The following is a 26,679-nucleotide window of genomic DNA, read 5'->3' on the forward strand; positions in this document are numbered from 1 at the left end:
ATGTTCTAGAGATTTGGTTGGTGTGAGCAGTTCACTTCCACATTGAAATTTAGGCTTATACAACCCCATGCCGATTAAGAATCGCATCCACTTGCCTGCGAGTCAGTGCTTTATCAACTTCTGGGGGGAGCCAGTCTGGCCTTTGCTGTGATGGAAGGGATACTTGATTTTCCAGCCAGCGATGAACCTTTGTAGTCAGGTTGCGGCGGTGCAGGCCTTTATCTAGAAGGTGTCGTGCCTGATGCAGAATGGCCGCGTCGCGGACTGATATTTCTTCTTTGCGATCCATGCCGCTCAGAATGCCGCCCTTACGTTTTGTTGCGTTTTTCATGGCTGCGGATGCGAGTTCGGTGATGTCATTGTCGTAAACCGAAAGCAGTGATGTGATGACCTCTATGTGTGCGACATAGTTGTCTAGTGCCTCAATGCGTTCATAAGGGCTCACTTCTGCCACAACAGCGGTTTTGAATTCCTCCCACGGCAGCTCAAGAATCTTCCAGTTAGTTGATACGGCGTCCTCTGCGGTCGTCTGCATCCAGTCGTTGAGTGATTCAATTGCTCTGATCGCACAAGCGATTGCGTAGGCAGCATAAGCCTCCTCATCTGATGCTGACTCGCAGCAAGTGAAGTGGCGAATGCCATCAGCTAGGCGTGTTACGGGTGGAGTCGATACAAACTGGAAAATTGATTCTTCGTTTCTGATCGTCTCGATACAAAGCAACTTCAAGTCATCGGTTGCGTCGCTTACCACGAGCTGAGAGGTGCATTGATCGAGTATTCGGCACGCGTCCTGTATCTGCTCTCCGCAATAGGCGTAGAGGGGCAGGACAGATAGGTACTCGATCAGTTTAGCTGTGGGTTGCACGCCTGCCGTTAGATCAATGCCGTCAATTAAATCCAAGTGAGCCTCCGTTTTTCGAACGACTGGCATCTACCCCTGGCCCCGTGCGAAGAGCACAAGTCCAGCGTTGCAAACCTTGGCGTGCAGTTACCTGCAGGTCAGTAAATGCGTTTCGAGCGTTACACTAATTGTGAGCGTTACACGTTGTATATCTGGTGTGTACGCTGAGTGTAACGTCTTAATAGTCCTTTATTTTCAATGGTTTGATTGATGTTGTTACACGAGTAACACCCGTAACACGGTTTTTGAGAGGGGGTATGAGTTGGCAGGGTTAGATTGCCTTACCAAAATCTCCATGCACTACATTCCCAGCACTTAACTCTTCAAGATGGTCGGCGTACCACTGCATCATTTTGATGCGGTTATCGAGATACTGGGCCTTGTTGTAAATCCCGGAGATGCCTTGTTCTTTGTGTGCCAGTTGAGCCTCTACATGCTCTTTTGGCCAGCCATGTTCCCTCAGGAGTGTGCTCGCGGTGTGTCGAGTGCCATGACCTACAAGACGACCTTTGTAACCAATAGTGGAGAACACTTTGTTGATGGTGTTTTCGCTGATGGTCGGGTTCTTTGCGCCGACTCCGGGGAATAGCCACCGACTGCGACCTGTTAATGCCTGCAGCTCCTTCAGCGCCTCTATAGCTTGCTTGGGTAGAGGGCTGACAAAATCCCTGCGCATCTTCATTTTCTCTGCCGGTGTGGTCCACAGGGCTTTCTCAAGGTCGATTTCTTTCCACTCAGCAAAGCGGACCATGCCCGGTCTTGAGGCTGTCCACAGGCAAAGCCATGCCGCTGTGCGAGCGGTGAGTCTGCTAGGGGTGTTTTTGAGTGCCTGAACAAACTCACCCAGCTCGTGCTCGAGGAGGTGAGGGTGTTGCTGGGTCTTGGGAGCTTGCGCGGCAATATCCCGCAAGCGGCTCCCCGGATCGTTCTCTGTCAGTCCCAAGCCGATGGCTCGGCCAAATATCTGATTGACCCAGGTGCGACATTTCTCTGCAACGTTGTGGGCGTCACGTGCCTCAATGCTGGCCTGCAGGTCGGCGCAATCGGTGCGGGTGATGTCGTCGAGAAGTTTATCGCCAAGTGCCGGGAGTATGTCTTTGTCGAGGTAGGTCCGGATCTTGTTGAGGGTGGAGGGTGCCAGGCCCTTTCCTTCTTTGGCCTTGAGCCATGCGTCAGCGGCTGCGCGAAAGGTGCGGGCTTTAGCAATGTCGATGGCAGCTTTTGCTGAACGTTTCTGTTCCAGGGGATCGGCACCGCTACTCACTACTTTGCGTAGTTCGGCAGCTTTCTCTCGTGCCACGGCACCACTGACCTCTGGATAACCCCCGAGCCCCATCCAGGCCCAATTACCCGCCGGGCGTTTGTATCGCAGTTGCCACGATTTGCCGCCGTCAGATTTCACTCGAAAGTAGAGGCCGCTTCCATCGAGCTCTCGATATTCTTTTGGCTCTGCTTCTAGCCCGGCCAGCGTGGTATCGGCCAGGGGGCGGCGCTTGATGTCGGCGCGCTTCATCCTTGTATCCCAAAGTTAGGTATTTTTCTAAGGATACAAGTGGGGATACAGGGATACAACGGATAGGGATAGACAGGGGTAGATCGTCAGGCACAAAAAAACCGGCTCAGTGGCCGGTTTTTCTGTGCTGCAAGTCCTGGTAGAGACTTGCAGGTACTGCTATATGGTGCCCCGAGGGAGACTCGAACTCCCACTTCTTTCGAAAACGGATTTTGAATCCGCCGCGTCTACCAATTCCGCCATCAGGGCTCAATGGCGGCGAAGTATAGAGATGAGATGTAGGTCGGTCAACAACTTATTGGTCTATTTTTACTAAGTCCGTTAAACTCCCCGGCCCTGCTAGACGAAACCTATCATGCGCGTTGCTGACTTTACATTCGAGCTCCCAGATTCACTCATCGCACGCCATCCTTTGGCGGAGCGCCGCAACAGTCGCCTGCTGACCCTTGATGGGGAGAGCGGGGCACTGGCACATCGTCAATTCACTGATTTGCTTGAGCATTTGCGCCCGGGCGATTTGATGGTGTTTAACAATACCCGGGTCATTCCAGCCCGTTTGTTCGGCCAAAAAGCGTCGGGCGGCAAGCTGGAGATTCTGGTCGAGCGCGTGCTCGACAGTCATCGGGTGCTGGCACATGTGCGTTCCAGCAAGTCGCCAAAACCAGGGTCGAAAATCCTGATTGATGGTGGCGGCGAAGCCGAGATGCTGGCGCGCCACGATGCGTTGTTCGAGCTGGGCTTTGCCGAAGAGGTGTTGCCGCTGCTGGACCGTGTCGGGCATATGCCCTTGCCGCCTTATATCGATCGTCCGGACGAAGGCTCGGATCGCGAGCGTTATCAAACGGTCTACGCTCAGCGACTTGGCGCAGTGGCTGCACCCACCGCGGGTCTGCATTTTGATGAGCCGTTGATGCAGGCCATTGCCGCCAAGGGTGTCGAGACTGCATTTGTGACCTTGCACGTGGGCGCCGGTACGTTCCAGCCGGTGCGCGTCGAGCGTCTTGAAGACCACCATATGCACACAGAGTGGCTCGAAGTGGGTCAGGATGTGGTCGATGCGGTGGCTGCTTGCCGGGCGCGGGGCGGTCGGGTGATCGCCGTGGGCACCACCAGTGTGCGTTCGCTGGAGAGTGCCGCGCGTGATGGCGTGCTGAAGCCGTTCAGTGGCGACACCGATATCTTTATTTTCCCCGGTCGACCGTTTCATGTGGTCGATGCGCTGGTGACCAATTTCCATTTACCGGAATCCACGCTGTTGATGCTGGTTTCGGCGTTCGCCGGTTATCCCGAAACCATGGCGGCCTATAAGGCTGCGGTTGAGCATGGGTACCGCTTCTTTAGTTACGGTGATGCAATGTTCATCACCCGCAATCCTGCGCCGACGGCTCCTGCCCCGGCCCCAGAGGATCAAGCATGAGCAACTGTCGTATGTCTTTCGAGCTGCTTGCCACTGATGGCAAGGCGCGTCGCGGTCGTTTGACCTTTCCCCGTGGTGTGGTTGAAACCCCGGCCTTTATGCCGGTCGGTACCTACGGCACCGTCAAGGGCATGTTGCCGCGCGATATTGTCGATACCGGCGCGCAGATGATTTTGGGCAACACCTTCCACCTGTGGCTGCGCCCAGGCACTGAAGTCATCAAAAAGCACGGCGACCTGCACGATTTCATGAAGTGGCAAGGCCCGATCCTGACCGACTCGGGTGGTTTTCAGGTGTTCAGCCTGGGCGCCATGCGCAAGATCAAGGAAGAGGGCGTGACCTTTGCGTCCCCGGTGGACGGCGCCAAAGTGTTTATGGGGCCGGAAGAGTCGATGCAGGTTCAGCGCGACCTGGGCTCCGATGTGGTGATGATTTTTGACGAGTGCACCCCGTACCCGGCAGATGAAGACGTGGCGCGAGTGTCCATGGAGCTGTCGTTGCGCTGGGCGCAGCGCTCCAAGAATGCTCACGGTGATAACACCGCAGCCTTGTTCGGTATCGTTCAAGGTGGCATGCACCAGAATCTGCGCGAGCGCTCGCTTGAAGGCCTGAACAAGATCGGCTTCGACGGTCTGGCCATTGGCGGTTTGTCGGTGGGCGAGCCCAAGCACGAAATGATCAAAGTGCTGGATTACCTGCCGGCGATGATGCCTGCTGACAAACCTCGTTACCTTATGGGGGTTGGCAAGCCAGAAGATCTGGTTGAGGGTGTGCGCCGCGGTGTGGACATGTTCGATTGCGTGATGCCAACCCGTAACGCCCGCAATGGGCATTTGTTTATTGATACCGGTGTGATCAAGATCCGCAACGCGTTCCATCGCCATGATGATTCGCCGCTGGATCCGACCTGCGATTGCTACACCTGCCAGAACTTCTCTCGCGCTTATCTGCATCATCTGGACAAGTGCGGTGAAATGCTGGGAAGCATGCTCAATACCATCCACAATTTGCGGCACTATCAGGTGCTCATGGCTGGTTTGCGCGAGGCTATTCAACAGGGTACATTGGCCACCTTTGTCGACGCCTTCTATGCCAAGCGCGGGCTTCCTGTGCCGCCTTTGGACTGAATTTACGACCTTTAAGAAACAACATTGCAACTGGAGTGCTTAATGAGCTTTTTCATCTCTTCCGCTTTCGCGGACGCTGCTGCACCTGCCGCTGCTGGCCCTATGGGCGGTGGTTTTGAATGGATTTTCCTGGTGGGTTTCCTGGTCATCTTCTATCTGATGATCTGGCGTCCACAGGCCAAGCGCGCCAAAGAGCAGAAAGCCCTGTTGGGTAACCTGCAAAAAGGCGACGAGATCGTAACGACTGGCGGCATTGCCGGCAAAATCGTTAAGGTTTCCGACGCTTTTGTTGTGATCGAAGTGTCTGACACTGTCGAGCTGAAAATTCAGAAAGGCTCTGTTGCAGCCACGTTGCCTAAAGGCACGCTGAAAGCGATCTAAGTTTCAACTTTTAACAATCGACGGGGCGCGCAAGGCGCCCCGCGTTTTAAGCGGGCGGCGTGATTGATGCTGAACAAATACCCTCTGTGGAAATACATTCTGATCCTGGCTGTGCTGGCGATCGGTTTTATTTATTCCGCTCCCAATCTGTACCCAGATGACCCGGCGATCCAGATTTCCGGTGCGAGCACGGCGTTGCAGGTCACTCAAGCTGATCTGGATCGTGCAAGCAAGGCGCTGGCCGATGCTGGCATTGCCGTCAAGGCTGCGACTTTGTCCGAGAACGGCAAGGGTGGCTTGCTGCGACTGGAGAAGAAAGACGACCAGTTACCCGCCAAGGATGTTGTACGCAAAGCCTTGGGCGACGACTATGTTGTAGCGCTTAACCTGGCACAGACCACGCCGCAATGGCTGCGTAGCCTGGGTGCTCACCCAATGAAGTTGGGTCTGGACTTGTCGGGTGGTGTGCACTTCCTGCTGGAAGTGGACATGGACAAAGCTGTCGATGCACGTATGAAAGTGTATGAAAGCGATGTCAAAAGTTTGCTGCGTAAAGAGAAAGTGCGTTATCGCAGCCTGCCGCAACTCAATGGTGCCATTCAGTTGGGTTTCACTGATGAAGCCGTTCTTGAGCAAGCGCGTAGCCTGATCCGCAAGAACTTCAATGACTTTGACGTAACCACTGCGGACCTTAATGGCCAGCCGGTTCTGCGTCTGGCGATGACCCCGGCCAAGCTGGCGGAAATCCGTGAATATTCCATCAAGCAAAACCTGACAACGGTCCGTAACCGGGTCAACGAGTTGGGTGTTGCCGAGCCTTTGGTTCAGCGTCAGGGTGCCAACCGCATCGTGGTTGAGCTGCCGGGCGTGCAAGACACCGCCGAAGCCAAGCGTATTCTGGGCAAGACGGCCAACCTTGAGTTCCGTCTGGCTGCTGAGCCGGGCGCATCCAAAGCCACTTCCGAGACATTCGAATTCCGCGAAGGCAATCGTCCTGCCGCGCAGATCGAACGTGGCCTGATCATCACCGGTGACCAGGTAACAGACGCTCAGGCAGGCTTTGACGAGCACGGCCGTCCACAAGTGAACATCAAGCTTGATGGTCATGGTGGTGAGCTGATGAGCCGTTCGACGCGCAGCAACGTCGGTCGCAGCATGGCGGTTATCTTCATCGAGCAGCGCCCGGTGACGACGTACACCAAGAAATTGGTCGATGGTGTCGAGAAGGAAGTGCCGGTACAGACTTTCAAGGAAGACAAGAAGATCATCAGCCTGGCGACCATTCAGTCGCCGCTGGGCAGTCAGTTCCGGATTACCGGCCTGAATGGTCAGGGTGAGGCTTCCGAGCTTGCACTGTTGTTGCGTGCCGGTGGTCTGGCGGCGCCAATGTACTTCGCTGAAGAGCGCACCATTGGTCCAAGCCTGGGTGCTGACAACATTACCAAGGGTGTTGATGCATCGCTGTGGGGCATGCTGTTTGTGTCGATCTTCATCATCGCCATCTACCGTTTCTTCGGTGTGATTGCGACGGTGGCACTGGCGGGCAACATGGTCTTGCTGCTGGCTTTGATGTCGGTTCTGGGTGCGACACTGACCCTGCCGGGTATCGCCGGTATCGTATTGACGATGGGTATGGCGGTCGATGCCAACGTGCTGATCTTCTCGCGGATTCGCGAGGAAATTGCCAATGGTATGACGCCGCAACGGGCAATTAACGAAGGTTTCAACCGTGCCTTTACGGCCATTGTTGACTCCAACCTGACTACCCTGTTGGTCGGCGGGATTCTCTTTGCCATGGGCACCGGGCCGGTTAAAGGCTTCGCAGTGACCATGTCCCTCGGGATCTTTACCTCGATGTTCACGGCCATTCTGGTGACCCGCGCAATGGTCAACCTGATCTACGGCGGTCGGGACTTCAAGAAGTTGTGGATTTAAGGGGCTGCCATGTTACGTACAATCAACTTCATGGGCGTTCGCAACGTTGCGTTCGGCGTCACTGTGCTGCTCACCGTGCTGGCATTGTTCAGCATGTTCCACAAGGGCATGAACTACGGCCTGGATTTCACCGGCGGTACGCTCATTGAGCTGACCTACGAAAAGCCAGCTGACCTGACCAAGGTGCGAAACGAACTGACGACGGCGGGCTTCCATGACGCAGTCGTGCAGAGTTTCGGCGCTACGACGGACCTGCTGGTGCGTATGCCGGGCGATGATCCGTTGCTGGGCAACAAGGTTGCGGCTGCTTTGGGTCAGGCTGATACCAGCAACCCAGCGGTGATCAAGCGCGTTGAGTTTGTCGGCCCGCAAGTGGGTGAAGAGCTGCGCGATCAGGGCGGCCTCGGCATGCTGATGGCATTGGGCGGCATCATGCTGTACCTGGCTTTCCGCTTTCAGTGGAAGTTTGCGGTCGGCGCCATCGTGTCGCTGGTTCACGACGTGATCGTGACCATGGGTGTGTTGTCGTGGTTCCAGATTACCTTCGACCTGACGGTGTTGGCGGCGGTGCTGGCGATCATTGGTTACTCGCTCAACGACACCATCGTGGTATTTGACCGGGTTCGGGAGAACTTTCGGGTGCTGCGCAAGGCCAGCCTGATCGAGAACATCAACATCTCGACCACGCAAACCCTGCTTCGCACCATGGCTACGTCGATCTCCACCCTGCTGGCGATTGCTGCGCTGCTGATCTTTGGCGGCGACAACCTGTGGGGCTTCTCGATTGCCTTGTTCGTGGGTGTATTGGCGGGTACTTACTCGTCGATTTACATCGCCAACGTGGTGCTGATCTGGCTGAACCTCAGCGCTGAGGATTTGATTCCGCCAGCGGCGAGTGAGAAAGAGGTCGATGATCGCCCGTAACGGCTAGTCATCGGTCCACTAAAAAGGCGCGAGTATTGAACTCGCGCCTTTTTTTATGCTCCAACACCAGGATTGGTGTGGGACTGTCCCCACGTGTGATGGTCTGGAGGTTCGCGTGAACAAGTCTTTGCTGGTAGGTGCTGTTTTGGGTGCTGTCGGTGTAACTGCCGGAGGTGCTTTTGCCACCTACAGCTTGGTTAAATCCCCTGAGGCTGCACAGGTGTTGGCGGTTGTTCCGGTCAATCAGCAGATCAAGACGCCGCGAGAAGTGTGCAAGGAAGTGGCTGTGACGCGACAAGCGCCGGTCAAGGATCAGCATCAAATCGTCGGCAGCGTGATTGGTGCGGTTGCGGGCGGTTTGTTGGGTAATCAGATTGGCGGTGGTAGCGGCAAGAAGATCGCTACGGTCGCCGGGGCGGTGGGCGGTGGGTATGCCGGTAACAAGGTTCAGGAAGGCATGCAGAACCGCGATACCTACACCACGACTCAAACGCGCTGCAATACCGTCAATGACATCAGCCAGAAGGTTGTTGGTTATGACGTGCGCTATTCGCTGAACGGCAAGGAAGGCAAGGTGCGGATGGATCGTGAGCCGGGCAATGAGATTGCCGTGGACAAGGAAGGCAAGCTGATTCTGAATTGATGGGTGTAGGTTTCCAGGCTCTGGGGTTTGCCAATGTGCAGGCCAAAAAAAAGCACCCTTAAGGGTGCTTTTTTTGTCTGCGGGTTTCGCTTAGCGTTTCAGCGAAGCCGGCAGGTGAGGCTGGATAGCCGTCAGGACAGCTTTGAAGCATTTGGTGTTACCAGCAACGATGTGACCTTTTTCAAGGAAATCGTGGCTACCGGTGAAGTCGCTGACCAGGCCGCCTGCTTCTTGAATCAGCAGTGCGCCTGCGGCCATGTCCCACTCGGACAGGCCCGACTCCCAGAATGCATCGAAACGACCTGCAGCCACGTAAGCGAGATCCAGGCTGGCAGCGCCCGCGCGGCGGATACCGGCAGTTTGGCCAACCAGGCTGCGGAACATGCCCAGGTAGTTTTCGAGGTTGTCCATTTGGTTGTCGCGGAACGGGAAGCCTGTGCCCAGCAATGCGCCTTCCAGGCTGGTGCGACCGCTGACACGCAGGCGGCGACCGTTCAGTTGAGCGCCACGGCCACGGCTAGCGGTGAACTCTTCCTGGCGAACCGGATCCAGAACCACGGCGTGCTCAAGGCGGCCACGGTATTTGCAGGCGATACTGACGGCGAAGTGTGGAACGCCGCGCAGGAAATTGGTGGTGCCATCCAGTGGGTCGATGATCCACAGATAGTCTTCACCTTCACCGCTGCCTGGGTGCAAGCCGGTTTCTTCACCGAGGATGCCGTGCGTCGGGTAAGCCTTGCGCAGGGCGTCGATGATTTTCTGTTCGGCCGCACGATCGACTTCAGAGACGTAATCCTTGGCGTCTTTTTCGTCAACCTTAATGGTATCCAGGCGCTCGATGGAGCGGAAAATCAATTCACTGGCGCTGCGGGCGGCGCGCAGCGCGATATTCAGCATGGGCTGCATGGACGTTTCACCTAAGGTTGTTAAAGAAAGCCGAATATTCTATCAGAAAACTTTGGTAGATGAAGGTTTGCGTTAGCTTTCGTAGCTTATGGCGTTTTCGTTAGGTAAGATTTGCTCCCTTTTGCTGGCCTGTGAGCGCTTCCTTTGTTGCCTAATATTCGTGTCGTTCTGGTCAATACCAGCCATCCCGGGAACATCGGTGGTGCTGCGCGCGCCATGAAAAACATGGGCTTGTCGCGGCTGGTGCTGGTCGAACCCCGTTTGTTTCCGCATCATGAAGCCGATGCGCGTGCTTCTGGGGCGGGCGATATTCTTGAAAATGCGCAAGTCGTCGCCACCCTTGAAGACGCGTTGGTAGGCTGCAATCTGGTGCTGGGTACCAGTGCCCGCGATCGTCGCATCCCTTGGCCGCTGCTCGATCCCCGTGAGTGCGGGCAAAAAGTGGTGGCCGAGGCCGCTAATGGTGCAGAAATCGCTTTGGTGTTTGGCCGTGAAGACTCCGGGCTGACCAATGATGAGCTGCAGCGTTGCCACTTTCATGTGCACATTCCTTCAGATCCTGAGTTCAGCTCCCTGAACCTGGGTGCGGCTGTGCAGGTGTTGAGCTACGAAATTCGCATGGCCTGGCTGGCCGCTCAGGGTCAGCCAAGCAAGGTGGAAAAAGAAGAAGTGGCCTCGACTAAAAGTGGCGAGCTGGCAACCATGGATGAGCTGGAGCGCTTTTATAAGCATCTGGAGCAGACGCTGGTCGTCATTGAGTTTATGGACCCGGAGAAGCCACGCCACTTGATGGCGCGTTTGCGCAGGCTTTATGGCCGTAGCTCGGTCAGTCGCGCAGAAATGAATATTTTGCGCGGCATACTCACTGAAACCCAAAAAGCAGCCCGCGGTGAGCTGCTCAAGCGCAAGGATTGATCATGTTTGAGCGTCTGCGTGAAGATATTCAAAGTGTGTTCCATCGTGATCCTGCGGCGCGAAATGCTTTTGAGGTGCTGACCTGCTATCCGGGTATGCATGCCATCTGGATTCATCGCTTGTCAGCTGTATTGTGGGGCGCGGGCTGGAAATGGCTGGCGCGTCTGGTGTCGAATTTCGGGCGTTGGTTGACCGGTATCGAGATTCATCCGGGGGCCAAAGTCGGGCGTCGTTTCTTCATCGATCACGGGATGGGCATTGTCATCGGTGAAACCGCTGAGATCGGTGATGACGTGACGTTGTACCAGGGGGTGACGCTGGGCGGCACCAGCTGGAATAAAGGCAAGCGTCACCCCACGCTGGAAAATGGTGTGGTCGTGGGTGCGGGCGCCAAGGTGCTGGGGCCCTTCACGGTGGGGGCCGGCGCCAAGGTCGGTTCCAACGCGGTGGTGACCAAGGCGGTGCCTGCCGGTGCGACCGTTGTAGGGATTCCGGGTCGTATCATTGTCAAAAGTGACGATGCGGCTGAAGCCAAGCGCAAGGCGATGGCTGAAAAAATCGGTTTTGATGCCTATGGTGTGGGCGAAGACATGCCGGACCCGGTGGCGCGAGCGATTGCTCAGTTGCTGGATCATCTTCAAGCGGTTGACGGCAAGCTCGATGGCATGTGCGGCGCGTTGAAGGATTTGGGCAGTCCTTATTGTGCGCAGGATCTGCCTGTGCTGCGTGAAGAAGACTTCGCCTGCGTCAAAGGCAAGGATGAAAATCAGGCGGTCTAGGCATGTAGCCGCTGCCGCAGGCTGCGATCGGGCGCGAAGCGGCCGTGATTATTAGGTCGCAGGAAATTCGTGCGACCTTAATCGAAGCTCACGGCGTTGTGCGGGGCGTTTGCTATGGCTCATGTGCCATTACGCCGCAGACCCTGCTACAATGCGGCCGCTGTTTTGCGGGTAATCCCGACTAAAGTGCTAGGTCTAATAGTTGACTTAAATAGTCGGGAATAGCATACTCGCCTCCATTCCGAATTCCGTGGTACCTGTCCATGAGACTGACTACAAAAGGCCGTTACGCCGTTACTGCAATGCTTGATTTGGCGTTGCACGCACAGCACGGGCCGGTGTCCCTGGCTGATATTTCCGAGCGCCAAGGCATTTCTCTTTCCTACCTTGAGCAATTGTTCGCCAAATTGCGCCGCAGCAGCCTGGTATCCAGTGTGCGCGGGCCTGGCGGCGGCTACCGGCTGTCGCGTGACATGCAAGGTATTCAGGTCGCCCAAGTGATCGATGCGGTCAACGAGTCCGTCGATGCCACGCGTTGCCAGGGGCTTGGCGACTGCCACGCCGGCGACACGTGCCTGACCCACCATCTGTGGTGTGACCTGAGCCTGCAAATCCACGAATTTCTCAGTGGTATCAGCTTGGCTGATCTTGTCACTCGCCGTGAGGTACAAGAAGTAGCCCAGCGTCAGGATCAGCGCCGCTGTAATAGCAAAGCGCCGCACCTGGATAAGATCGAAGCGTCCGCCGTCGAGTGATTGCATAAAAACGACGGTGCGCCAGCCAGCCTGATTTAGGAGATAGTCCATGAAATTGCCCATTTACCTTGATTACTCAGCCACCACCCCGGTTGATCCGCGTGTTGCTCAAAAAATGAGCGACTGCTTGCTGGTTGACGGGAACTTCGGTAACCCGGCTTCGCGCTCTCACGTGTTCGGCTGGAAAGCTGAAGAAGCGGTCGAGAATGGTCGTCGCCAGGTTGCTGACCTGGTTAACGCTGACCCGCGTGAAATTGTCTGGACCTCCGGTGCAACCGAGGCCAACAACCTGGCAATCAAAGGTGCAGCGCATTTCTATGCCACCAAAGGCAAGCACCTGATCACCGACAAGATTGAGCACAAAGCCGTTCTCGACACCATGCGTCAGCTGGAGCGTGAAGGCTTTGAAGTGACCTACATCGAGCCGGGTGAAGACGGTCTGGTCACGCCTGCCATGGTTGAAGCGGCCATGCGCGATGACACCATTCTGGTGTCGATCATGCATGTGAACAACGAAATCGGCACCATCAACGACATCGCTGCCATTGGTGAGCTGACTCGCTCGCGCGGCGTGCTGTTCCATGTTGATGCGGCACAGTCCACCGGCAAGGTTGAAATCGATCTGGCCAAGCTGAAAGTCGACCTGATGTCGTTCTCGGCTCACAAAACCTACGGCCCTAAAGGCATTGGTGCTCTGTACGTAAGCCGCAAGCCGCGCGTACGTATTGAAGCTGCCATGCACGGCGGCGGTCACGAGCGCGGCATGCGTTCGGGCACCTTGGCCACCCACCAGATCGTGGGCATGGGCGAAGCGTTCCAGATTGCCAAAGAAGAAATGGCCGCTGAAAACATCCGCATCAAAGCCTTGAGCGATCGCTTCTTCAAGCAGGTTGAACACCTTGAAGAACTGTACGTCAACGGCAGCATGATCCACCGCGTACCGCACAACCTGAACCTGAGCTTCAACTACGTTGAAGGCGAGTCGCTGATCATGGCACTCAAGGATCTGGCTGTGTCGTCCGGTTCGGCATGCACATCCGCTTCCCTCGAGCCGTCCTACGTGTTGCGCGCTCTGGGTCGCAACGACGAATTGGCGCACAGCTCGATTCGTTTCACCTTCGGTCGGTTCACCACCGAAGAAGAAATCGATTACGCCGCGCAGAAAGTGTGCGAGGCCGTTACCAAGCTGCGCGCTCTGTCGCCGCTGTGGGACATGTACAAAGACGGCATCGACATCTCGAAAATCGAGTGGGCGGCGCACTGATATTTCAAGTCGCCGCAGACAGGCGCTGTACGCGCAGCGAAAGCAGCTTTTACAGCGTCTCAAGAGCGACTCTCTGATGAGTGAGGATTAGTACCATGGCTTACAGCGAAAAGGTCATTGACCACTACGAGAACCCGCGCAACGTCGGCAAGATGGACGCGGAAGACCCGGATGTCGGCACCGGCATGGTGGGCGCACCGGCGTGCGGCGACGTGATGCGTTTGCAGATCAAGGTGAACGAGCAGGGCATCATCGAAGATGCCAAGTTCAAGACCTATGGTTGCGGTTCGGCAATCGCTTCCAGCTCTCTGGCGACCGAGTGGATGAAAGGCAAGACTCTGGATGAAGCAGAGACCATCAAGAACACTCAGCTGGCCGAAGAACTGGCTTTGCCTCCGGTGAAAATTCACTGCTCGGTACTCGCAGAAGACGCCATCAAGGCGGCTGTTCGCGATTACAAGCAGAAGAAAGGTTTGATCTGATCCGCATGGCTTGCGCCTTTAATGGCGCAGGCGTGGTGATGAGACTGGCAAAAGGTAAGGAGTCACGATGGCTATCAGCATGACAGAAGCGGCTGCTCGACACATTCGCCGCTCCCTTGACGGGCGCGGCAAAGGTGAGGGGATTCGTCTGGGTGTTCGCACCACAGGCTGTTCCGGTCTTGCCTATGTGCTGGAGTTTGTCGATGAAGTGGGCGAGGAAGACCAGGTCTTCGAAACCCATGGCGAAAAAGTGATCATTGATCCCAAGAGCCTGACCTACCTCGACGGCACTGAGCTGGATTTCGTCAAGGAAGGCCTGAACGAGGGCTTCAAGTTCAATAACCCTAACGTGCGCGGCGAATGTGGCTGCGGCGAAAGCTTCAACATCTGAGGCTAGTCGTGGGTACTCCTTGTCATTTTGCTTTGTTTGAGCTGCAGCCGAGTTTCGTTCTGGACCTTGATCAGCTCGCTGTGCGCTATCGAGAGTTGGCGCGCGGTGTTCACCCGGATCGTTTTGCTGATGCTTCCGAGCGCGAGCAGCGCCTGGCGCTGGAGCAGTCGGCCAGCCTCAATGAGGCTTATCAGACGCTCAAAAACCCCTCCAAACGTGCGCGTTACCTGCTGGCGTTGAAGGGTGGGGAGTTGCCGCTGGAAGTCACGGTGCATGATCCCGAGTTTCTGATGCAGCAAATGCAGTGGCGCGAAGAACTTGAAGATTTGCAGGACAGCGCCGATATGGCGGGTATTGCAGCATTCAAGCGTCGACTGAAAGTCGCTCAAGACCGTTTGAACGACAGCTTCGCTGCTTGTTGGGATGACGCTGCGCAACGCGAACAGGCTGAACGTCTGATGCGGCGCATGCAGTTCCTCGACAAGCTCACTTACGAAGTGCGCCAGCTAGAAGAGCGCCTCGACGATTAACTCCGTGCTTCCCTGATGGCACGCCTGATTACAGATAAGTCCTGATTACGATGGCCCTACTGCAGATCGCCGAACCCGGCCAAAGTCCTCAACCGCACCAGCGTCGTCTGGCTGTGGGGATCGACTTGGGCACTACCAATTCGTTGGTCGCTGCATTGCGCAGCGGTCTTTCCGAGCCCCTGGCTGACGCAAATGGCAATGTCATTTTGCCGTCTGCCGTGCGCTATCACGCTGATCGCGTCGAAGTCGGTGAGTCGGCACGTCTGGCAGCCGCAAGCGACCCTTTCAATACCATCCTGTCGGTCAAGCGTTTGATGGGTCGTGGTTTGTCCGACGTCAAGCAATTGGGCGAGCAGCTGCCTTACCGCTTTGTCGGCGGTGAGTCGCACATGCCGTTTATCGACACTGTGCAAGGGCCTAAAAGCCCGGTTGAAGTGTCTGCCGAAATTCTGAAAGTGCTGCGTGAGCGCGCCGAAAAGACCTTGGGCGGTGAATTGGTCGGTGCGGTGATTACCGTTCCGGCCTATTTCGACGACGCTCAGCGTCAAGCCACCAAAGATGCTGCCAAACTGGCGGGCCTCAATGTACTGCGCTTACTCAATGAGCCAACCGCTGCGGCGGTGGCTTATGGGCTCGATCAGTCGGCCGAAGGGGTTGTAGCTATTTACGACCTGGGCGGGGGCACGTTCGATATTTCGATCCTGCGCTTGACCGGCGGTGTGTTTGAGGTGCTGGCCACCGGCGGCGACAGTGCGTTGGGCGGCGATGATTTCGACCATGCCATTGCTGGCTGGATGATTGAACAGGCGGGTTTGTCTGCTGATCTTGATCCCGGTACTCAGCGCGCGTTGCTTCAGGCCGCTTGTGCTGCGAAGGAAGCGCTTACTGATGCGTCATCTGTGACTGTTGCTTTTGGCGACTGGAATGCAGAACTGACCCGCGAAGCCTTTGATGCGTTGATTGAGCCGATGGTTGCCCGCAGCCTCAAGGCCTGCCGACGCGCCGTGCGCGATGCCAACATCGAGGTTGAAGACGTTCAGGCCGTGGTCATGGTCGGCGGTTCAACCCGTGTACCGCGTGTGCGTGAAGCGGTTGCAGCCATGTTTGGTCGTGAGCCGTTGACCGATATCGACCCGGATCAAGTGGTAGCCATTGGTGCTGCGATTCAGGCGGACACGCTGGCGGGCAACAAGCGTGAAGGTGGTGAGTTGCTGCTGCTGGACGTGATTCCGTTGTCGCTCGGTCTCGAGACCATGGGCGGCTTGATGGAGAAAGTCATTCCGCGCAACACCACAATTCCGGTGGCCCGTGCGCAGGATTTCACAACGTATAAAGATGGCCAGACGGCCATGATGATTCATGTGCTGCAAGGCGAGCGCGAGCTGATCAGCGATTGCCGCTCACTGGCGCGTTTCGAGCTGCGCGGTATTCCACCGATGGTGGCCGGTGCTGCGAAAATCCGCGTGACCTTCCAGGTTGATGCGGATGGTTTGCTTAGTGTTGCGGCTCGCGAGCTGGGTTCGGGCGTTGAGGCAAGTATCCAGGTCAAGCCTTCTTACGGTTTGACCGATGGCGAAATTGCCAAAATGCTTAAGGATTCGTTCCAGTACGCAGGTGATGACAAGGTGGCCCGTGTATTGCGCGAGCAACAGGTCGATGCACAGCGTCTGATCGAGGCGGTGCAGTCTGCGTTGGAAGTGGACGGCGATCGCTTGCTTGATGCTGAAGAGCGTATGGTCATTGAAGCGCAGATGCAGGAATTGTCCGAATTGATGAAAGGCACCGATGGTTACGCCATCGAGCAGCAGACCAAGCGCTTGTCGCAGGTGACTGATGCCTTTGCTGCCCGTCGTATGGACTTGACGGTCAAAGCCGCCCTGTCTGGGCGCAACCTGAATGAAATCGAGGAATAACTGATGCCGCAGATCATTTTTCTGCCACACGCCGAGCACTGCCCGGACGGTATGGTCGTAGAGGCTGAGACCGGCAAGTCCATTCTCGAAGTGGCCCATGACAATCACATCGAAATCGAAAGTGCCTGTGGTGGTGTGTGCGCGTGCACGACCTGTCACTGCATTATTCGTGAAGGGTTTGATTCGCTTGAAGAGGCGGATGAGCTGGAAGAAGACTACCTGGATCGTGCCTGGGGTCTTGAAGCTCACTCCCGTTTGAGCTGCCAGGCCAAAGTCGGTACTGAAGACCTGACGGTCGAGATTCCGAAATATTCCCTTAACCATGCTGCTGAAGCGCCGCACTGATAAGGAATTGTCATGAGCCTTAAATGGGTTGATGTGCAAGAAATCGCAATACAACTGGCTGAAGCTCACCCGGATGTCGATCCGCTGACCGTGAACTTCGTCAAGTTGCGCAATCTGGTCATGGCGCTGCCTGACTTTGACGACATCCCGGATCGTGGCGGGGAGAAGGTTCTCGAAGCCATTCAGGGGTTGTGGATCGAAGAAGCCGACTAAGCTTGTAAAGACGTAATTATGCAATACCCCAGAACCCGCGTATAATTCGCGGGTTTAATTTTTCGCTTAAATCACTGTTTCTGGAGTTACACCATGGCTGTTCAACGCACTTTCTCCATCATCAAGCCTGACGCTGTTGCAAAAAACGTTATCGGCGAGATCACCACTCGTTTTGAAAAAGCCGGCCTGAAGGTTGTAGCTTCGAAAATGAAGCAACTGTCCAAAGCAGAAGCTGAAGGCTTCTACGCTGAGCACAGCGCTCGTGGTTTCTTCGGCGACCTGGTTGCTTTCATGATCTCCGGTCCTGTTGTTGTTCAGGTTCTGGAAGGCGAAAACGCTATCGCTCTGAACCGCGAACTGATGGGTGCTACCAACCCTAAAGAAGCAGCTGCTGGCACTATCCGTGCTGACTTCGCTGATTCCATCGACGCTAACGCTGTTCACGGTTCCGACTCGGAAGCCGCTGCTGCACGCGAAATCTCGTACTTTTTCGCAGCTACTGAAGTAACCACTCGCTAAGTATTGGCTTGTGAGTGAGGGTGAAGACATGATTGCAACGACTGGCAAAACCAACCTGTTGGGTTTGACTCAACCGGAAATGGAGAAATTCTTCGACTCAATCGGGGAGAAGCGTTTCCGTGCCGGTCAGGTCATGAAGTGGATTCACCACTTTGGTGTCGATGATTTCGACGCCATGACTAACGTCAGCAAGGCCTTGCGCGACAAGCTCAAGGCTATTGCTGAGGTTCGTGGGCCTGAAGTCGTCAGCGAGGACATCTCCAGCGATGGCACCCGTAAATGGGTGGTACGTGTTGAGTCCGGCAGCTGCGTCGAGACGGTTTACATTCCCTCGGGCAAACGCGGCACCTTGTGCGTTTCGTCCCAGGCAGGCTGTGCCCTGGATTGCAGTTTCTGCTCCACCGGCAAGCAAGGCTTCAATAGCAACCTCACCGCCGCCGAAGTGATCGGTCAGGTGTGGATTGCCAACAAATCCTTCGGCAGTGTTCCGGCAACCATCGACCGTGCCATCACCAACGTGGTGATGATGGGTATGGGTGAACCGCTGCTGAACTTCGACAACGTGATCAGTGCCATGCAACTGATGATGGATGACCTGGGTTATGGGATTTCCAAGCGCCGGGTGACCTTGTCTACCTCGGGCGTGGTGCCGATGATCGATGAGCTGGCCAAGCACATTGACGTCTCCCTGGCCTTGTCGCTGCACGCACCTAATGACGAGTTGCGCAGTCAATTGGTGCCCATCAACAAGAAGTACCCGCTGGCCATGCTGCTTGATTCATGCCGTCGTTATATGGCGACCTTGGGCGAGAAACGCGTATTGACTGTCGAGTACACCTTGCTCAAAGACGTGAACGACCATGTTGACCACGCGCGTGAAATGATCGAGTTGCTCAAGGACACGCCGTGCAAGATCAACCTGATCCCGTTCAACCCTTTCCCACATTCGGGTTATGAGCGTCCAAGCAACAACGCCATTCGCCGTTTTCAGGAGCTGTTGCAGCAAGCGGGTTACAACGTGACCGTGCGCACCACGCGCGGTGAAGATATCGACGCGGCCTGTGGGCAGTTGGTGGGTCAGGTCAATGACCGCACCCGTCGCAGCTCGCGCCTGATTGCCGCGCGTGAGCTCAATGCCGATGCTGACTCAGCGCCCAACGCTGCCTCTGCGCCCTGAGAGAGGACATCCATGATCCTGCGCGCTGCGCTGTGTGTCGTATGGGTCAGCTTAGTGGCTGGCTGTGTTTCATCGGGTAGCTCAAACCCGATGAACACCGACAAGGGGCGTGATGCAGCGCGTGAGGCTTATGTCCAGTTAGGACTGGGTTATCTCCAGCAGGGGATGGCCGAGCAGGCCAAAGTCCCTTTGGGCAAAGCCCTCGAACTCGACAAGTCTGATCCGGACACCCACGCCGCCCTGGCATTGGTTTTTCAATCTGAAAAAGACTATGAGCTGGCCGAGAAGGCATTTCGTAGCGCGTTGAACGGGCGACCTGATGACCCGCGCATTCTCAACAATTACGCCAGCTTCCTGTTTGAGCGCCAGCGTTATCAAGAAGCCAGCGCGTACTTTCAAAAAGCACTGACCGACCCTCTCTATCCTGATCGATCGCGCATCTACGAGAATCTGGGGATGACTGCACTCAAGTTGGGTCAGCGGGATGAGGGCCGTCAACAGCTCGAAAAAGCCCTGAGTTTGAACCCCCGGCAACCTCGCGCACTGCTCGAAATGGCTGAGTTGTCTTACGAAGACAGGCATTATGTGCCCGCACGTGACTTTTACGATCGTTTTAGCCTGCTTAGCGGACAAAATGCACGTAGTCTATTGCTCGGTGCGCGGTTGGCAGATGTTTTCGACGAGCGTGCTTCAACAGCCAATTATGGTCAGCAACTAAAAAGACTCTATCCCGGTACGCCGGAATATCAGCAATACCTGTCGGAGCAATGATGAAAGCGGCGCAACCCGAAGTTCTAGCAGCGACTCGTGTCAATCCTGGTGAGACCTTGCGTCAGGCCCGTGAAAACAATGGCTGGACGTTGGCTGAAGTCGCCAAGAAGCTTAATCTCACGGCCAGCTCCTTGAGTAACCTTGAGGCCGGTGCGTTCGACAAGTTGCCGGGGCATACCTTTGCCCGCGGTTATATCCGCGCCTATGCCAAATTGCTCGGTATGGATCAGGCTGCGCTGGTGCATGAGTTTGATCTCTACACCGGGACAGATGCCAACGGCAGTAATGTGCACAGCCTTGGCCGTATTGAAGAGCCGGTGCGTATTTCCCACACCATCTTGCGTATTGTCAGCCTGTTGTTGCTGATCGCTGTCATCGGCGGTGGCTTTATCTGGTGGCAGGACCAAACGTCCATGCGCGCCAAAGACCTGATTGGGCTTGCCCCGGAGCACGTCGAAGTCGAAGGCGCTGACGGCACTACCCAGATCCACCCGCTCGATGAGCCGGAAGATCAAGCCGTGGCTGAGGCCAAGGTAGAGTCAGAGTCGCCGGTTGAAGCCCAAGCTGCTGCAGAGCAGACCCAGAGCTCGGCGTTGGCACTTCCGCTTGCCTCGGCACCCGCCGTATCTGGCGCTGCACCTGCCGAACCCGCCACTTCTGTAGCGTCCGCTCCAGCTGCTCCAGCTGCTCCAGCTGCTCCTGTCGCTCCAGCCCCTGCTGTGGCGCCCGCGGTTGCTGCTGTCGAAAGCGCTCCTGTCGCCGGTGCTGGCAAGGTTTCAGTGCAATACAGCGCTGATTGCTGGACTCAAGTCACCGACGCCACGGGTAAAGTGCTGTTTGGCGGTTTGAAGCGCAAAGGCGAAAATCTTGAAGTGAGTGGCAAGCCACCCCTGAGCTTGCGACTGGGTTTTGCCCGTGCTGCGCAAGTGACCTATAACGGTCAAGCGGTGGATGTCGCTCCTTTCACCAGTGGCGAGACTGCTCGCCTGAAGTTAGGTCAATAAGTCATGCACGGCGAATCACCAATCAAACGTCGCGAATCGCGCAAAATCTGGGTCGGCTCGGTGCCAGTCGGTGGCGATGCCCCTATTGCTGTACAGAGCATGACCAACAGCGACACCAATGATGTCGCGGCAACCGTTGCGCAAATCAATCGTCTGGAAGCCGCAGGTGTCGATATCGTGCGGGTTTCCGTGCCTGATATGGATGCAGCCGAAGCGTTTGGTCGTATCAAGCAATTGGTCAAAGTGCCATTGGTTGCCGACATCCACTTCGATTATCGGATTGCGCTGCGCGTGGCCGAGCTGGGTGTGGACTGCTTGCGAATCAACCCTGGCAACATTGGTCGCGAAGACCGTGTGCGTGCCGTGGTCGATGCTGCCCGTGATCGCGGTATTCCTATTCGAATCGGCGTTAACGCCGGTTCGCTCGAGAAAGACCTGCAAAAGAAGTACGGCGAACCGACACCGGCTGCGCTGGTAGAGTCGGCATTGCGTCACGTTGAGCACCTTGAACGCCTGAATTTCAAGGACTTCAAGGTCAGCGTAAAGGCCTCCGACGTGTTTATGGCCGTAGAAGCCTACCGCCTTCTGGCCAAGGAAATTGTCCAGCCGCTGCACTTGGGGATTACCGAAGCCGGTGGTTTACGTTCGGGCACAGTGAAATCTGCCGTTGGGCTAGGTATGCTGCTCGCCGAGGGAATTGGCGATACTATCCGCATCTCGCTGGCAGCAGACCCGGTAGAGGAAGTCAAAGTAGGTTACGACATCCTCAAATCCCTGCGTTTGCGTTCGCGTGGCATTAACTTTATTGCGTGCCCAAGCTGTTCGCGCCAGAACTTCGACGTGGTTAAAACCATGAACGAGCTGGAAGGGCGCCTGGAAGATCTGCTGGTGCCATTGGATGTCGCTGTGATTGGCTGTGTGGTTAACGGTCCCGGTGAAGCCAAGGAGGCTCATGTGGGCCTGACCGGCGGAACGCCCAACCTGATTTATATCGACGGCAAGCCGTCGCAGAAGTTAACGAATGAAAATCTGGTGGATGAGCTTGAAAAGCTGATTCGCCAGAAGGCGGCCGAAAAGGTCGAAGCTGACGCAGCGGTTATCGCGCGCGGCTAATCAAACGAATTAAGGACTTTTTGTGAGCAAGTCTCTGCAAGCCATTCGTGGCATGAACGACATTCTGCCCGACCAGACGCCTGTATGGCGTTACGTCGAGGGCAAGGTAGCGCGTTTGCTGGATAACTACGGTTACAAGCAAATTCGCATGCCTATCGTCGAGTTCACCGAACTGTTCAAGCGTTCCATCGGCGAAGTGACTGATATCGTCGAAAAAGAGATGTACACCTTCGAGGACCGCAACGGCGATTCGCTGACCTTGCGTCCTGAAGGCACGGCGGCCTGCGTACGTGCTGTGCTTGAACACGGCATTACCGGCGGTGGTCAGGTTCAAAAGTTGTGGTACATCGGCCCGATGTTCCGCCACGAGCGCCCACAGAAAGGCCGCTATCGTCAGTTCCATCAGATTGGGGTTGAAGTGTTCAACCTGGATGGGCCGGACATCGATGCCGAATTGATCGTATTGACCTGGCGCCTGTGGGGCGAGCTGGGCATCCGTGACGCGGTCAAGCTCGAACTCAACAGCCTGGGCACCAGTGAAGCTCGCGCCCGCTATCGTGCGGCGCTGGTGGAATACCTGTCCTCGCGCTTGAGCGAGCTCGACGAAGATAGCCAGCGTCGCTTGAAATCCAACCCGCTGCGTGTGCTGGATACCAAGAACGCCGATACACAGGCTGTACTGGTTGATGCACCCAAGCTGGTGGATTACCTCGACGAAGAGTCCCGTGTGCATTTCGAAGGCCTGAAGGCACGTCTGGATGCCGCCGGCATTCCTTACGTGATCAACCCCAAGCTGGTTCGCGGCCTCGATTACTACAGCAAAACCGTATTCGAATGGGTCACCGACAAGCTGGGCGCTCAAGGCACTGTATGTGCGGGCGGCCGCTATGACGGTCTGGTCGAACAAATGGGCGGCAAGCCGACCACAGGTGTTGGCTTTGCAATGGGCATCGAGCGTTTGATCCTGTTGGTTGAAACCCTTGAACAAATCCCGCAAGAACTGGCGCGTCAGGTTGACGTGTACCTGTGTGCGTTTGGTGAGGCTGCCGAACTGGCTGCCTTGGCCTTGAGCGAGCGGGTTCGTGATCAGTTGCCGAACCTGCGCTTGCAGATCAATGCGGGCGCCGGCAGTTTCAAAAGTCAGTTTAAAAAAGCCGACAAAAGCGGTGCGTTGTACGCACTGATTCTGGGCGACGACGAATTGGCCCAGCAAGTGGTAGGCGTCAAACCTCTGCGTGGCCAGGGCGAACAACAAACGATTGCCTGGGATGCTCTAGCTGAGCACTTGGCCACCTGCGTTGTGCAGGGTTGAAGCTGTAAAACAGCCGATTTAGCGAATAAGGAGTGTTGGGGTGTCGAGTAACGAAGATGAACAGCTGGGCGAGTTGAAAGACTGGTGGCAGCGTAACGGCAAACCCCTGCTTACTGGCGGCTTGCTTGCGCTGGTAGTGGTGTCCGGCTGGCAGCTATGGCACAAATATCAGGCGAATCAGTCGCAAGGTGCGTCGGTTCTCTATCAGCAGTTGCTTGAAACCACACTCACGCCTGACGGTAAGCCCGATGTGGCCCGTGTGGCGGATTTGTCCAACAAGTTGAAAGGCGAATACGCAGGCTCTGCCTACGCGCAATTTGGCGGGTTGTTCGTGGCTAAAGTGGCCGTGGATAATGGCAAACTCGAAGACGCAGCCGCTGAGCTGAAAACCATCGTCGACAAGCCGGCCAACCCAACGCTGGGTGAAGTTGCACGTCAGCGTCTGGCTCAAGTTCTGGCCGCTCAAGGCAAAGTCGATGATGCCTTGAAACTGCTTGAAGGCGATTCGGACAAAGCATTCCTGGCCAGCCGTGAAGAACTGAAAGGCGACCTGCTGGTACAGCAGGGTCGTACTGACGACGCACGTGCCGCCTACGAAAAAGCTAAAGCCGCGCTGTCGGATGAAGCCGCGGTCGGTGGCTTACAAATCAAGCTGGACGACCTGGCCAAAGGGGATGCGTGAAGTGATTCGATGGAAACATGCGGCATTGCTGGCTCTGGTCGTTTTGGCCGCGGGTTGCAGCAGCAACAGCAAAAAAGAACTTCCACCGGCTGAATTGACGGACTTCAAAGAAGAAGTCGTGTTGCAAAAGCAGTGGGATCGCTCGATCGGCGACGGTCAGGGCAAAACCTACAACATGCTGGTGCCAGCGGTTGAAGGTAATAACATCTACGCCGCTGACGTAACGGGCGTAGTGATGTCTCTTGACCGCATGAACGGTGACGTTCAGTGGAAAAAAGACCTCGATCAGCCTGTTTCTGGCGCAGTAGGTCTGGGCTATGGCCTGGTGCTACTGGGTACCTTGCAGGGTGATGTCATTGCTCTGGATGCCAGCAACGGTGAAGAGAAATGGCGCGCGCGCGTTAACAGCGAAGTACTGGCTCCGCCTGCAACCAACGGCGATATCGTTGTGGTTCAGACCCAGGACGATCACCTGATTGGCCTGGATGCCTCGACGGGCGATCAGCGCTGGATCTACGACAGCACACCAGGTGTTTTGACTTTGCGTGGCACCGGTGCTCCGTTGGTGACCAATCATCTGGCGGTGGCTGGTCTGTCGACCGGTAAAGTCGTTGCGCTGGATACTCAGACCGGTGTGCCGGTTTGGGAGCAGCGGGTGGCTGTACCGCAAGGTCGCTCGGAGCTGGAGCGTATCGTTGATATTGACGGCGGTCTGCTGTTGTCCGGCGGCACGCTGTACGTAGCGAGCTACCAGGGCCGCATGGCAGCACTGGAACTGGAAAGCGGTCGCGTGCTCTGGCAGCGTGATGCTTCCAGCTATGCCGGTGTCGCCCAAGGTTTTGGCAACGTCTATGTCAGCCTGGCGTCCGGTACGGTTGAAGGCGTTGATGAACGCTCGACCACTGCCCTGTGGAGCAACGAAGCTCTGGCCCGCCGCCAATTGTCGGCTCCAGAAGTGTTCTCCAGCTATGTGGCAGTCGGCGACATGGAAGGCTATCTGCACTTGCTCAGTCAGGTTGATGGTCGTTTCGTTGGCCGTACTCGCGTAGACAGTGATGGCCTTCGGGCACGTCCGCTGGTGGTCGGTGACATGATTTACGTGTTTGGTAACAGCGGCAAACTGGAAGCCCTGACCATTCGCTAAGGCGTCTATGCTTGAGGCTCTAGGGCCTCAAGCAGCCTTGCTCTGGCAAGGCTCGCGGCACATATGTGCTGTTCCGAACTCTGGCCGCAGCCTTGCTGCGGCTTTTGTATTTTCTGAAATAACGAAGTGGAGAGCCGCATGGTTCCCGTAATCGCCCTGGTGGGCCGACCTAACGTCGGCAAGTCCACCTTGTTCAACCGCCTGACCAGGACTCGCGACGCTATCGTCGGTGACTTGTCCGGTCTGACCCGTGATCGCCAATACGGTGAGGCCAAGTGGCAAGGGCGTTCCTACATTCTGGTCGACACCGGTGGTATTTCCGGTGACGAGCACGGTATGGACGAAAAAATGGCCGAGCAGTCCCTGCTGGCCATCGAAGAAGCGGATGTTGTTCTGTTCCTGGTAGATGCCAAGGCGGGTTTCACCGCTGCTGACCAGATGATCGGCGAGCACCTGCGTAAACGTAACAAGCGTTCCTACGTGGTTGCCAACAAGGTCGATAACATCGATCCGGACATGGCTCGCGCCGAGTTCGCACCCTTGGGTATGGGTGATGCGATTCCAATCGCCGGTGCTCATGGTCGTGGTATCACGCAAATGCTGGAAATTGCCTTGGGCAACTTCCCGCGTGACGAAGAAGAGCCGGTCGACGGCGAAGAAGAAATCGTGCTCGAAGGTGAGGAAGCCAAGCGCATTCCTGGCCCAAGTGAAAAAGACGGTATCAAGATCGCTATCATTGGTCGCCCTAACGTCGGTAAATCGACCCTGGTTAACCGCATGCTCGGTGAGGACCGGGTGATCGTGTACGACCAGCCGGGTACCACGCGTGACAGTATCTACATCCCGTTTGAGCGTAATGACGAGAAGTACACGCTGATCGACACCGCGGGTGTGCGCAAGCGCGGCAAGATTCACGAAGAAGTTGAAAAGTTCTCCGTGGTCAAAACCTTGCAGGCGATCAAAGACGCTAACGTGGTGATCTTTGTGATGGATGCCCGCGAAGGCGTGGTAGACCATGACCTCAACCTGTTGGGCTTTGCGCTGGAGGCCGGTCGTGCTCTGGTCATCGCGATCAACAAGTGGGACGGCATGACCCCGAGCGAACGTGATTTCGTGAAGGTAGAACTGACGCGTCGCCTGTTCTTCGTCGACTTTGCCGACATTCACTTCATCTCGGCGTTGCACGGCACTGGCGTAGGTAACTTGTACCAGTCGGTACAGAACTCCTTCAAGTCAGCGGTAACGCGTTGGCCGACCAACCGTTTGACCCAGATTCTCGAAGATGCGGTCAGTGAGCATGCGCCACCGATGGTGAACAGCCGCCGGATCAAGCTGCGTTATGCCCACTTGGGTGGTGCTAACCCGCCGATTATCGTGATTCACGGTAACCAAGTTGAGAAGGTTCCGAAGTCTTACGTTCGTTATCTCGAAAACACCTACCGTCGTGTCTTGAAGCTGGTCGGTACGCCGATCCGCATCGAGTTCAAAGGTGGCGAGAACCCGTACGAAGGCAACAAGAACTCGCTCACAGACCGTCAGGTCAACAAGAAACGCCGCATGATGTCGCACCACAAGAAAGCCGAGAAAAATCGCAAAGACAAGCGCTGATAGCGTCAGGTTCTA

At 56.1% G+C, this 26,679-nt stretch carries 28 protein-coding genes and 1 tRNA gene; 25 read left to right on the forward strand and 4 right to left on the reverse strand.

The window, feature by feature from the left end; all coding sequences use genetic code 11:
- Positions 1–55 precede the first annotated feature (55 nt).
- From GHN86_RS02295 to GHN86_RS02305, 3 genes are all read right to left on the reverse strand, one after another.
- Positions 56–901 carry a hypothetical protein gene (locus GHN86_RS02295; RefSeq protein ID WP_153386063.1) on the reverse strand — a complete coding sequence of 282 codons (846 nt, stop codon included), beginning with the start codon at positions 899–901 and terminating at the stop codon, positions 56–58.
- A gap of 271 nt (positions 902–1,172) precedes the next feature.
- Positions 1,173–2,414, reverse strand: a complete 1,242-nt coding sequence (locus GHN86_RS02300; RefSeq protein ID WP_153386065.1) for a tyrosine-type recombinase/integrase — start codon at positions 2,412–2,414, stop codon at positions 1,173–1,175.
- 164 nt (positions 2,415–2,578) lie between these two features.
- A tRNA-Leu gene (locus tag GHN86_RS02305) sits at positions 2,579–2,663 on the reverse strand.
- Positions 2,664–2,769: 106 nt separating this feature from the next.
- Between GHN86_RS02305 and queA the strand changes: the two genes are divergently transcribed.
- From queA to GHN86_RS02335, 6 genes are all read left to right on the forward strand, one after another.
- Complete coding sequence (gene queA / locus GHN86_RS02310) at positions 2,770–3,831, forward strand: tRNA preQ1(34) S-adenosylmethionine ribosyltransferase-isomerase QueA (protein WP_095001476.1); 1,062 nt, start codon at positions 2,770–2,772, stop codon at positions 3,829–3,831.
- An 11-nt stretch (positions 3,832–3,842) separates the two neighbouring features.
- Positions 3,843–4,958, forward strand: coding sequence for a tRNA guanosine(34) transglycosylase Tgt (gene tgt, locus GHN86_RS02315; RefSeq protein WP_133075983.1), 1,116 nt, complete (start codon positions 3,843–3,845; stop codon positions 4,956–4,958).
- A gap of 42 nt (positions 4,959–5,000) precedes the next feature.
- Positions 5,001–5,339, forward strand: coding sequence for a preprotein translocase subunit YajC (gene yajC, locus GHN86_RS02320; RefSeq protein ID WP_003443398.1), 339 nt, complete (start codon positions 5,001–5,003; stop codon positions 5,337–5,339).
- 66 nt (positions 5,340–5,405) lie between these two features.
- Positions 5,406–7,274 (forward strand): protein translocase subunit SecD, encoded by a 1,869-nt coding sequence (gene secD, locus GHN86_RS02325; protein WP_153377829.1) that lies wholly within the window; start codon positions 5,406–5,408, stop codon positions 7,272–7,274.
- Positions 7,275–7,283: 9 nt separating this feature from the next.
- Positions 7,284–8,198 carry a protein translocase subunit SecF gene (gene secF, locus GHN86_RS02330; RefSeq protein ID WP_153377828.1) on the forward strand — a complete coding sequence of 305 codons (915 nt, stop codon included), beginning with the start codon at positions 7,284–7,286 and terminating at the stop codon, positions 8,196–8,198.
- A gap of 115 nt (positions 8,199–8,313) precedes the next feature.
- A complete protein-coding gene (locus GHN86_RS02335; protein ID WP_323369186.1) occupies positions 8,314–8,841 on the forward strand; it encodes a glycine zipper 2TM domain-containing protein in 528 nt (175 codons plus the stop codon).
- Positions 8,842–8,931: 90 nt separating this feature from the next.
- Here the strand turns inward: GHN86_RS02335 and suhB are convergent, their stop codons facing one another.
- Positions 8,932–9,747 (reverse strand): inositol-phosphate phosphatase, encoded by an 816-nt coding sequence (suhB, locus tag GHN86_RS02340; protein WP_122784850.1) that lies wholly within the window; start codon positions 9,745–9,747, stop codon positions 8,932–8,934.
- Between the two features lie 144 nt (positions 9,748–9,891).
- On the opposite strand from suhB, the gene trmJ reads away from it, so the two are divergent.
- The 19 genes from trmJ to der all read left to right on the forward strand — a co-directional run bounded on the left by trmJ (position 9,892) and on the right by der (position 26,664).
- A complete protein-coding gene (gene trmJ, locus GHN86_RS02345; protein WP_153386067.1) occupies positions 9,892–10,662 on the forward strand; it encodes a tRNA (cytosine(32)/uridine(32)-2'-O)-methyltransferase TrmJ in 771 nt (256 codons plus the stop codon).
- 2 nt (positions 10,663–10,664) lie between these two features.
- Positions 10,665–11,441: a serine O-acetyltransferase gene (cysE, locus tag GHN86_RS02350; protein WP_153377825.1), complete on the forward strand. Its 777-nt coding sequence runs from the start codon at positions 10,665–10,667 to the stop codon at positions 11,439–11,441.
- A gap of 263 nt (positions 11,442–11,704) precedes the next feature.
- A complete protein-coding gene (iscR, locus tag GHN86_RS02355) occupies positions 11,705–12,196 on the forward strand; it encodes a Fe-S cluster assembly transcriptional regulator IscR (RefSeq protein ID WP_153377824.1) in 492 nt (163 codons plus the stop codon).
- A 49-nt stretch (positions 12,197–12,245) separates the two neighbouring features.
- The gene (locus tag GHN86_RS02360) at positions 12,246–13,460 is read left to right on the forward strand and encodes an IscS subfamily cysteine desulfurase (RefSeq protein WP_122784846.1); all 1,215 of its coding nucleotides are present in this window, start codon (positions 12,246–12,248) and stop codon (positions 13,458–13,460) included.
- Positions 13,461–13,555: 95 nt separating this feature from the next.
- Positions 13,556–13,942 (forward strand): Fe-S cluster assembly scaffold IscU, encoded by a 387-nt coding sequence (gene iscU / locus GHN86_RS02365; protein WP_003443374.1) that lies wholly within the window; start codon positions 13,556–13,558, stop codon positions 13,940–13,942.
- A gap of 67 nt (positions 13,943–14,009) precedes the next feature.
- Positions 14,010–14,333 (forward strand): iron-sulfur cluster assembly protein IscA, encoded by a 324-nt coding sequence (gene iscA, locus GHN86_RS02370; RefSeq protein WP_016779604.1) that lies wholly within the window; start codon positions 14,010–14,012, stop codon positions 14,331–14,333.
- An 8-nt stretch (positions 14,334–14,341) separates the two neighbouring features.
- On the forward strand, positions 14,342–14,863 hold the full coding sequence (gene hscB, locus GHN86_RS02375) for a co-chaperone HscB (RefSeq protein WP_323369184.1): 522 nt from the start codon (positions 14,342–14,344) through the stop codon (positions 14,861–14,863).
- A 50-nt stretch (positions 14,864–14,913) separates the two neighbouring features.
- Entirely contained in the window at positions 14,914–16,776 is a 1,863-nt protein-coding gene (hscA, locus tag GHN86_RS02380; protein WP_153377822.1) for a Fe-S protein assembly chaperone HscA, read from the forward strand.
- A gap of 3 nt (positions 16,777–16,779) precedes the next feature.
- Positions 16,780–17,121, forward strand: a complete 342-nt coding sequence (gene fdx, locus GHN86_RS02385; RefSeq protein ID WP_047273851.1) for an ISC system 2Fe-2S type ferredoxin — start codon at positions 16,780–16,782, stop codon at positions 17,119–17,121.
- A gap of 12 nt (positions 17,122–17,133) precedes the next feature.
- On the forward strand, positions 17,134–17,334 hold the full coding sequence (iscX, locus tag GHN86_RS02390) for a Fe-S cluster assembly protein IscX (RefSeq protein WP_048385877.1): 201 nt from the start codon (positions 17,134–17,136) through the stop codon (positions 17,332–17,334).
- Between the two features lie 93 nt (positions 17,335–17,427).
- Positions 17,428–17,853: a nucleoside-diphosphate kinase gene (gene ndk / locus GHN86_RS02395; protein WP_010457859.1), complete on the forward strand. Its 426-nt coding sequence runs from the start codon at positions 17,428–17,430 to the stop codon at positions 17,851–17,853.
- 28 nt (positions 17,854–17,881) lie between these two features.
- Entirely contained in the window at positions 17,882–19,030 is a 1,149-nt protein-coding gene (gene rlmN, locus GHN86_RS02400; RefSeq protein ID WP_122784842.1) for a 23S rRNA (adenine(2503)-C(2))-methyltransferase RlmN, read from the forward strand.
- Between the two features lie 12 nt (positions 19,031–19,042).
- Positions 19,043–19,801 (forward strand): type IV pilus biogenesis/stability protein PilW, encoded by a 759-nt coding sequence (gene pilW, locus GHN86_RS02405; RefSeq protein ID WP_153377821.1) that lies wholly within the window; start codon positions 19,043–19,045, stop codon positions 19,799–19,801.
- Complete coding sequence (locus tag GHN86_RS02410) at positions 19,801–20,805, forward strand: RodZ domain-containing protein (RefSeq protein ID WP_153386069.1); 1,005 nt, start codon at positions 19,801–19,803, stop codon at positions 20,803–20,805. Before pilW ends, GHN86_RS02410 begins: the two co-directional genes overlap by 1 nt.
- 3 nt (positions 20,806–20,808) lie before the next feature.
- A complete protein-coding gene (ispG, locus tag GHN86_RS02415) occupies positions 20,809–21,918 on the forward strand; it encodes a flavodoxin-dependent (E)-4-hydroxy-3-methylbut-2-enyl-diphosphate synthase (protein WP_122784839.1) in 1,110 nt (369 codons plus the stop codon).
- Positions 21,919–21,940: 22 nt separating this feature from the next.
- Entirely contained in the window at positions 21,941–23,230 is a 1,290-nt protein-coding gene (gene hisS, locus GHN86_RS02420) for a histidine--tRNA ligase (RefSeq protein ID WP_323369181.1), read from the forward strand.
- A 40-nt stretch (positions 23,231–23,270) separates the two neighbouring features.
- Complete coding sequence (locus tag GHN86_RS02425) at positions 23,271–23,912, forward strand: tetratricopeptide repeat protein (RefSeq protein WP_323369180.1); 642 nt, start codon at positions 23,271–23,273, stop codon at positions 23,910–23,912.
- On the forward strand, positions 23,905–25,056 hold the full coding sequence (gene bamB, locus GHN86_RS02430) for an outer membrane protein assembly factor BamB (protein WP_153377819.1): 1,152 nt from the start codon (positions 23,905–23,907) through the stop codon (positions 25,054–25,056). The genes GHN86_RS02425 and bamB overlap by 8 nt, the downstream gene beginning before the upstream one ends.
- A 138-nt stretch (positions 25,057–25,194) precedes the next feature.
- Positions 25,195–26,664 carry a ribosome biogenesis GTPase Der gene (gene der / locus GHN86_RS02435; RefSeq protein WP_153377818.1) on the forward strand — a complete coding sequence of 490 codons (1,470 nt, stop codon included), beginning with the start codon at positions 25,195–25,197 and terminating at the stop codon, positions 26,662–26,664.
- Positions 26,665–26,679 lie beyond the last annotated feature (15 nt).

This window comes from Pseudomonas helleri (assembly GCF_009600315.1).
In the GTDB taxonomy this organism is placed as follows: Bacteria; Pseudomonadota; Gammaproteobacteria; order Pseudomonadales; family Pseudomonadaceae; genus Aquipseudomonas; species Aquipseudomonas helleri_A.